7 protein-coding genes and 2 tRNA genes are annotated in these 7,175 nt (G+C 45.3%); 6 read left to right on the forward strand and 3 right to left on the reverse strand.

Features of this window, described 5'->3' with window-relative positions:
* The first annotated feature begins 18 nt into the window (after nucleotides 1–18).
* Entirely contained in the window at nucleotides 19–1,197 is a 1,179-nt protein-coding gene (hemW, locus tag R7E29_RS09135; RefSeq protein ID WP_132936937.1) for a radical SAM family heme chaperone HemW, read from the forward strand.
* Nucleotides 1,198–1,287: 90 nt separating this feature from the next.
* Here hemW and glsB read toward each other — a convergent pair whose 3' ends face one another.
* From glsB to trmB, 3 genes are all read right to left on the reverse strand, one after another.
* Entirely contained in the window at nucleotides 1,288–2,208 is a 921-nt protein-coding gene (gene glsB, locus R7E29_RS09140) for a glutaminase B (protein ID WP_005381007.1), read from the reverse strand.
* A gap of 98 nt (nucleotides 2,209–2,306) precedes the next feature.
* Complete coding sequence (locus R7E29_RS09145; protein WP_054577160.1) at nucleotides 2,307–3,335, reverse strand: TRM11 family SAM-dependent methyltransferase; 1,029 nt, start codon at nucleotides 3,333–3,335, stop codon at nucleotides 2,307–2,309.
* A gap of 17 nt (nucleotides 3,336–3,352) precedes the next feature.
* Entirely contained in the window at nucleotides 3,353–4,072 is a 720-nt protein-coding gene (trmB, locus tag R7E29_RS09150; RefSeq protein WP_005384506.1) for a tRNA (guanosine(46)-N7)-methyltransferase TrmB, read from the reverse strand.
* Nucleotides 4,073–4,275: 203 nt separating this feature from the next.
* On the opposite strand from trmB, the gene mutY reads away from it, so the two are divergent.
* The 5 genes from mutY to R7E29_RS09175 all read left to right on the forward strand — a co-directional run bounded on the left by mutY (nucleotide 4,276) and on the right by R7E29_RS09175 (nucleotide 7,175).
* Entirely contained in the window at nucleotides 4,276–5,352 is a 1,077-nt protein-coding gene (gene mutY / locus R7E29_RS09155; protein WP_017635575.1) for an A/G-specific adenine glycosylase, read from the forward strand.
* 19 nt (nucleotides 5,353–5,371) lie between these two features.
* Nucleotides 5,372–5,644, forward strand: coding sequence for an oxidative damage protection protein (locus R7E29_RS09160; protein WP_005381002.1), 273 nt, complete (start codon nucleotides 5,372–5,374; stop codon nucleotides 5,642–5,644).
* Nucleotides 5,645–5,721: 77 nt separating this feature from the next.
* Complete coding sequence (mltC, locus tag R7E29_RS09165; protein WP_005381001.1) at nucleotides 5,722–6,861, forward strand: membrane-bound lytic murein transglycosylase MltC; 1,140 nt, start codon at nucleotides 5,722–5,724, stop codon at nucleotides 6,859–6,861.
* A gap of 100 nt (nucleotides 6,862–6,961) precedes the next feature.
* A tRNA-Phe gene (locus R7E29_RS09170) sits at nucleotides 6,962–7,037 on the forward strand.
* Nucleotides 7,038–7,103: 66 nt separating this feature from the next.
* Nucleotides 7,104–7,175 (forward strand) — tRNA-Thr (locus R7E29_RS09175).

Genomic DNA, 7,175 nt, shown 5'->3' on the forward strand with positions numbered 1-7,175 from the left:
TCACGAGCGAATTAGACCATGTTAACGCCCCCAGCACTCAGCTTGTATGTACACATCCCTTGGTGTGTGCAAAAGTGCCCGTATTGCGACTTTAACTCTCACGCGCTCAAAACCGAGATTCCAGAAGAAGAGTACATCAGTGCCCTTTTAGAAGATTTGGATACCGACATTGAGAAATACCGACTTAACGAAGCGCCACGTCCACTGCATTCAATCTTCATTGGTGGTGGTACGCCGAGTTTGATTTCGGCAGAAGGCATCGAGCGTCTACTTAAGGGCATTGAAGCGCGTATTCCGTTCAAGCCTGAAATCGAAATAACCATGGAAGCGAACCCAGGCACCATCGAAGCAGAGCGTTTTGTTGGCTACCGTAAAGCCGGGGTAACGCGTATCTCTATCGGCGTGCAAAGCTTTGAGCAACAAAAGCTTGAGTGTTTGGGGCGTATTCACGGCCAAGACGAAGCCGTCAACGCTGCTCAGCTGGCGCACCAAATCGGTTTGAACAGCTTTAACCTCGATCTCATGCACGGCTTACCTGATCAAAGCATCGAACAAGCCTTGGCAGATTTGGACAAAGCGATTGAGTTGGCACCGCCGCACTTGTCTTGGTATCAGCTGACCATCGAACCAAACACCATGTTCTACTACAAGCCACCAACGCTACCTGACGATGATGACTTGTGGGATATTTTCGAGCTCGGACACCAAAAACTTGCAGCCGCGGGTTATGTGCAATATGAAATCTCCGGTTACAGCAAGCCGGGCTATCAGTGTCAGCACAACCTCAACTACTGGCGCTTTGGTGATTACCTTGGTATCGGTTGTGGCTCTCATGGCAAACTCAGTTTTACCGACGGACGTATTATTCGAACGACAAAGGTAAAACACCCGCGAGGCTATTTAGCGGCTTATCAAAATATGGTCAAACCTTATCTGCATACGGAACATGTCGTCGCGGATGAAGATCGTCCATTCGAGTTCTTTATGAACCGATTCCGCTTAATCGAAGCCTGTCCGAAGCAAGATTACGTGGACACCACGGGCTTACCGCTTAGTACGATTCAAGAAACCATCAGCTGGGCGATAGAAATGGGCTACCTGAGTGAAACGCCTACCCACTGGCAAATTACTGAAAAAGGGAAGCTCTTCCTTAATGATTTGCTCGAAGCCTTTATGGCCGAAGAAAGCGAAGAGTAACGCAACCCCAAAACAAAAAAAGCCTCTCAATTGAGAGGCTTTTTATTTAGAAACTGTGCCGTCCTAAATAAGGTTGACACATTTCTAACATTAGAAAATTGAACGGCCAATTCGCTCTGAGAGCAGCTCAAGCGCCTTAGTACCCGCAAGCGAGTTACCTGAAGGATCAAGCTCTGGAGACCATACTGAAATGGTCATTTCACCAGGTACTACCGCGATAATGCCACCACCAACACCAGACTTACCAGGCATACCAACGCGATAAGCAAACTCGCCCGCGCCATCATACAAGCCACACGTTGCTAACAGTGCATTAAGTTGTTTGGTTTGCACAGGAGAAACTACAGGCTTACCCGTTTGTACCGATGTGCCCTTGTTTGCTAAATAGCTAAACGTTTTAGCCAAATCGACGCAACTCATCTTCAGCGCACAAGCGTGGAAGTAATTTTGTAGTACTGGAATCACTTCATTTTCGAAGTTGCCAAACGAACGCATGAGATATGCAATCGCCGCATTACGGTCACCATGCATCATTTCGGATGCCGCAACGACTTTGTCATACACAATATGGGTATCACCAGAAAGCTGACGCACAAATTCCAACAGGCGCTGACGAGGTGCAGATAAGCGAGTTTGTAACAAATCTGCCACTACTATCGCTCCAGCATTTATAAATGGATTACGAGGAATACCTTGCTCCATTTCTAGCTGGATTAGCGAATTAAATGCCTGCCCCGAAGGCTCTTTTCCCACTCGAGACCAAATTTCTTCTTGCTTGTACAAGCACATCGCTAACGTCAAGCTCAATGCTTTTGAAATAGATTGGATAGAGAAAGGTTCATCGGCATCACCCGCCTTAATAACCTCACCTTCGTTGGTGTATACCGCAATACCTAACTTGTTGCTGGGTACTTTTGCCAGAGCAGGAATGTAATCAGCCACTTTACCTTGGCCGATTAAAGGGCGTACTTCCGCCAAAATATCTGTCAAAATTTCCACTGTCGGTTTCATTCTCTACCTTCTATTTACAAGAGAACTCGTTGAGCTCAGAGGTAAAAAAAGCCAACGTGTCGTTGGCTTTTCCATAGGGTTCGTTCGACTCAAGTCGATTATGGTTTTACTGCCACAATAATATTGCGGTTGATAGATTGATCAACACGGTGAAGATAACCGATGTAAGGCTCTTCTGAAAGTACCTTCCAACCTTGCTCTTCAAATAATGCCGCGACATCTTTCCATTTCAATGTGAATTCATTGAAAGACAACACCACTGAACCTTGCTTTTTCAATACCACTTTCCATGCAGGCAGAGCCTCTTTTAAAAGCTCTAGTGGACTACGGTTCAGTTTGCTGTCCTTGGCATTTTTGCTGCCGTGCTGCACGCCATAAGGCAGATCAGACACCATCACATCAACTGAGTTCTTTTTCACGACTTGATCAGCGATACGAGTATCAGCCGAATACAGCTTCATAAACTGAAGATTGCCTTGGTTGTAATCTTCTTTATTTGCTGCAGCTTCAACCACGAAACCATCCGCCACTTTCTTGCCACCCGCAGTGCGCTTTTCTTTGCTCACTTTGTGCTTAAAGCGGCCATTCTTCATGAACTTAACAATAAAGGTCTGGATCTCTTGCACCCACTTGGCGTTGATCTCAACCCCTACCACGTTCAAACCGTGGATCAAGCCTTCAAATAAGGTTGTACCTTTACCACACATTGGATCCATTAAGGTCAGTTGTTCACTTCCCGTATTGGACGCACTAATGCCGATATTCACCATCAAACGGGTAAACTGCTCATTTGTTTTCCCGGTGTAGCGCAAAATCTGGCTCATGCTTTCCGGGAAAGTGTTAAATACGGGCGCTTGAACTGGTCGAAGTAAACCATCTTCGCGCACTTCAAATAGCGCATAGTAAATCGAAGAGGCTGCGATTCTTCGCGCCTGCTCATCGGTTAGCGCTTCCAGACAAGAAAACACCAACGCAGCAGGTAAGCCAACGTCTTTACTACCAATTTCTGTCACATCCACGCCTTGTGAAGCTAAAATTGCTTTTAGTTCAGAACAGGCAATGGTCATTGCGCTATCAAAGTAAATTCGGTTATGACCCGGATTCGCTAATATCGCGTAATGGTACATCCCATGAACTCCTCTGGTTACGCAATACGCTTATATTTGATATCCCAAACACCGTGACCAAGACGGTGACCACGAGCTTCAAACTTCGTTAGCGGGCGATCGTCTGGACGAGGAACGAAATCACCATCTTTAGCAATGTTTTCGAAACCTGGCGCTTGGTTCATCACTTCAATCATGTGCTCTGCGTAGTTTTCCCAGTCGGTCGCCATGTGGAAAATACCTTCATTAGGGATAAGCTTCTCACGCACCATTTCCGCAAAACCTAATTGAACAATACGACGCTTGTGGTGACGCTTCTTATGCCAAGGGTCTGGGAAGAACAATTGCAGTGTCGATAAGCTGCCATTTGGGATCATGTGTTCGAATACTTCTACCGCATCGTGACACATTACACGCAGGTTAGTAATTCCCGCTTCGCGAGCATCGGCAAGACAAGCACCAACGCCTGGGCTATGAACTTCGATACCGATGAAGTTTTTCTCTGGCGCGTTCTTTGCCATTTCAACCAATGAAGCACCCATACCAAAACCGATCTCAAGCACTACTGGGTTATCGTTGCCAAACACCTCTTTCCAATCGAGAAGTTCAGCTTTGAAGTCAATACCCATCGTAGGCCAGCATTCATTCATCGCGCTCTCTTGACCTTTAGTCAAACGCCCTTCACGGCGTACAAAGCTGCGGATTTTGCGGATCAGCTTTCCGTCTTCGTTGTATTCGTTAGTGGTTACTTCACTCATTGATTTTGCCTGCACATTGATTAATCAAAGCGGGGATTATCCAAAGAATTTACTTAGGTGCAAGTATTTGTTGAGCTCTTGGTCTATGGCAACCCAAAAGCAACGAAACACCTCTTTATATCCCTACTGTTTATCCGTTGTACTTCTTGCCCATTATGTGGTGCAATTTTGCACCTAACCAATAATAGAATACAGAGCAAGTCGTGACACCTTTCGCCAGTGCCATCCTAGAATGGTATGACGCATATGGAAGAAAAGATCTTCCGTGGCAACAAAATAAGACCGCATACAGTGTCTGGTTGTCTGAAATTATGCTTCAGCAAACTCAGGTCACTACGGTTATTCCGTATTACCAACGTTTCTTGGAGCGCTTTCCAACCGTAATCGATCTTGCCAATGCTGAGCAAGATGAAGTCCTACACCTTTGGACTGGCTTAGGGTATTACGCCCGAGCCCGTAACCTTCACAAAGCAGCACAAGAGGTCGCCTCTACATACAATGGTGAGTTTCCTCTTGATATAGAGAAAATGAACGCCCTACCGGGGATTGGTCGCTCTACTGCTGCCGCCATTTTATCGTCTGTGTATAAACAACCACACGCGATTCTTGATGGTAACGTGAAGCGCACCCTATCCCGCTGTTTCGCAGTTGCAGGATGGCCAGGACAAAAAAAGGTTGAAAACCAGCTGTGGGAAATTGCCGAAACGCATACCCCACAAACGGATGTAGATAAGTATAACCAGGCAATGATGGACATGGGCGCAATGGTCTGCACTCGCAGCAAACCCAAATGTAGCCTCTGCCCTGTTGCTGACCTGTGTGTGGCAAAACAACAAGGTAATGTGCTCGACTACCCGGGCAAAAAACCGAAGAAAGATAAACCAATCAAGCAAACTCGTTTCGTGATGCTTCACCACAACACCGAAAATGGTCATGAGGTGTGGTTGGAGCAAAGACCACAAACAGGCATTTGGGGTGGCTTATTCTGCTTCCCACAAACCGAACATGTGGATGCAGAAAGCGACATTGAATTGCTACTGGATCAACGCGGCATTCAAGCCAGCAATATCAAACAGAAGCAAACACTGATTACCTTTCGTCATACATTCAGCCATTACCACCTAGATATCACGCCAATTTTGATTGATTTATCAAAGCAACCGGACGTGATAATGGAAGGCAACAAAGGTCTTTGGTATAACTTATCTAAACCTGAAGAAGTCGGTTTAGCCGCGCCAGTAAAACTATTGCTGGAAACGCTACCCCACGAACTTCGTTAATTAAATACAAGGAGTCATTATGAGCCGCACTGTATTTTGTGCTCGACTAAAGAAAGAAGGCGAAGGTCTAGACTTTCAACTTTACCCTGGTGAACTAGGTAAACGCATTTTCGACAACATCTCGAAAGAAGCGTGGGCTCAGTGGCAACACAAACAAACCATGTTGATCAACGAGAAGAAACTCAACATGATGGATCCAGAACACCGCAAACTGATCGAAACAGAAATGGTAAATTTCCTCTTTGAAGGAAAAGACGTTCATATCGAAGGTTACACACCGCCGAGCGAATAAAGTCGCTTGAGTTAAACAATGACATCACAACCATTTGTGGTGTCATTTTTCTATTACCTTCAATAACTCTGATACTTATGAAAAAAATTGTCTTTATCGCTGCCGCACTTTTAATGGCAGGCTGTAGCCGTGAATTCGTCGAAAAGATTTATGACGTCAACTACGAGCCAACAAACCGTTTTGCCAATAACTTAGCTGAGCTACCAGGACAATTTGAAAAAGATACTGCGGCGCTAGATGCCTTAATCAATAGCTTTTCAGGCAATATTCAAAAGCGCTGGGGTAAAAAAGAAATCAAGTACGCTGGCAAGAGTAATTACGTTAAGTACATCGATAACTACCTTAGCCGCGCCGAGGTCGACTTTCGCAAAGGCGTGATCACGATAGAGACCGTATCACCGACCGAGCCCCAAAAACACCTAAAAGACGCGATTGTCACCACCTTATTAACACCAGACGATCCCGCTCACGTCGACTTATTCTCCTCTAAAGGTATCACGTTAGAGGGGCAACCATTCCTGTATAAACAAGTTGTCGACCAAGACAATAAGCCAATTCAATGGTCTTGGCGGGCAAACCGATTTGCGGAATACCTCATCGCAAATAAAATAAAAACCAAAAATGTAGATTTCAAGAAAGCGTATTACGTCGAAATTCCCATGGTTGAAGACCACTTTTCAACTCGCAGCTACCAATACGCCGATATCGTGCGTCGAGCTTCCAAGAAATACGACATTCCAGAAGACTTGATATACGCCATTATTAAAACCGAGAGCAGTTTCAACCCATACGCGGTAAGTTGGGCAAATGCATATGGCCTAATGCAAGTTGTACCTAAAACAGCGGGACGAGATGTGTTCAAACTCGTGAAAAAGCGCTCGGGCCAACCAAGCCCTGAATATTTGTTTAATCCAGAAAACAACATAGATACCGGTACTGCGTATTTCTATATCTTAAAAAATCGTTATTTAAGAGAAGTCCGCCACCCTACCTCTCTCGAGTACAGCATGATTTCAGCTTACAATGGCGGTACTGGAGGAGTTTTAAACACATTTCATCGCAGTGATCGCAAACGCGCAATGCAAGATCTTAATTCATTGCAACCCAACCAAGTTTATTGGGCGTTAACCAAGAAACACCCGAACGCAGAAGCGCGTCGCTACCTAGAAAAAGTTACAAATTTCAAAAAGGAATTTAACTCGAAGCAAACTTTGTAGTGACAGTTGAATAAAAAGCGTTCGAACAACCACTTTTTTGAAATTATTTAAAAAAAGTGGTTGACGCAACGCGGGAAAATCCGTTTAATAGCGCTCCGTTGCCCGGATAGCTCAGTCGGTAGAGCAGAGGATTGAAAATCCTCGTGTCGGTGGTTCGATTCCGCCTCCGGGCACCACAATTTGATTTGTTGGTGTCTTAACGAAATGTTATAACACGGACAAAAGCACAAAGAATAAAGTGTGCCGACTTAGCTCAGTAGGTAGAGCAACTGACTTGTAATCAGTAGGTCACCAGTTCGATTCCGGTAGTCGGC

Source organism: Vibrio sp. Vb1729, assembly GCF_033338655.1.
GTDB lineage: Bacteria > Pseudomonadota > Gammaproteobacteria > Enterobacterales > Vibrionaceae > Vibrio > Vibrio alginolyticus.

Excerpts from the sequence above, each read along its gene's own strand:
- R7E29_RS09145 (WP_054577160.1), bottom strand. The coding sequence starts at position 3,335 with ATGTACCATTACGCGATATTAGCGAATCCGGGTCATAACCGAATTTAC.
- hemW (WP_132936937.1), top strand. The coding sequence starts at position 19 with ATGTTAACGCCCCCAGCACTCAGCTTGTATGTACACATCCCTTGGTGT.
- glsB (WP_005381007.1), bottom strand. The coding sequence starts at position 2,208 with ATGAAACCGACAGTGGAAATTTTGACAGATATTTTGGCGGAAGTACGC.
- trmB (WP_005384506.1), bottom strand. The coding sequence starts at position 4,072 with ATGAGTGAAGTAACCACTAACGAATACAACGAAGACGGAAAGCTGATC.
- R7E29_RS09160 (WP_005381002.1), top strand. The coding sequence starts at position 5,372 with ATGAGCCGCACTGTATTTTGTGCTCGACTAAAGAAAGAAGGCGAAGGT.
- mltC (WP_005381001.1), top strand. The coding sequence starts at position 5,722 with ATGAAAAAAATTGTCTTTATCGCTGCCGCACTTTTAATGGCAGGCTGT.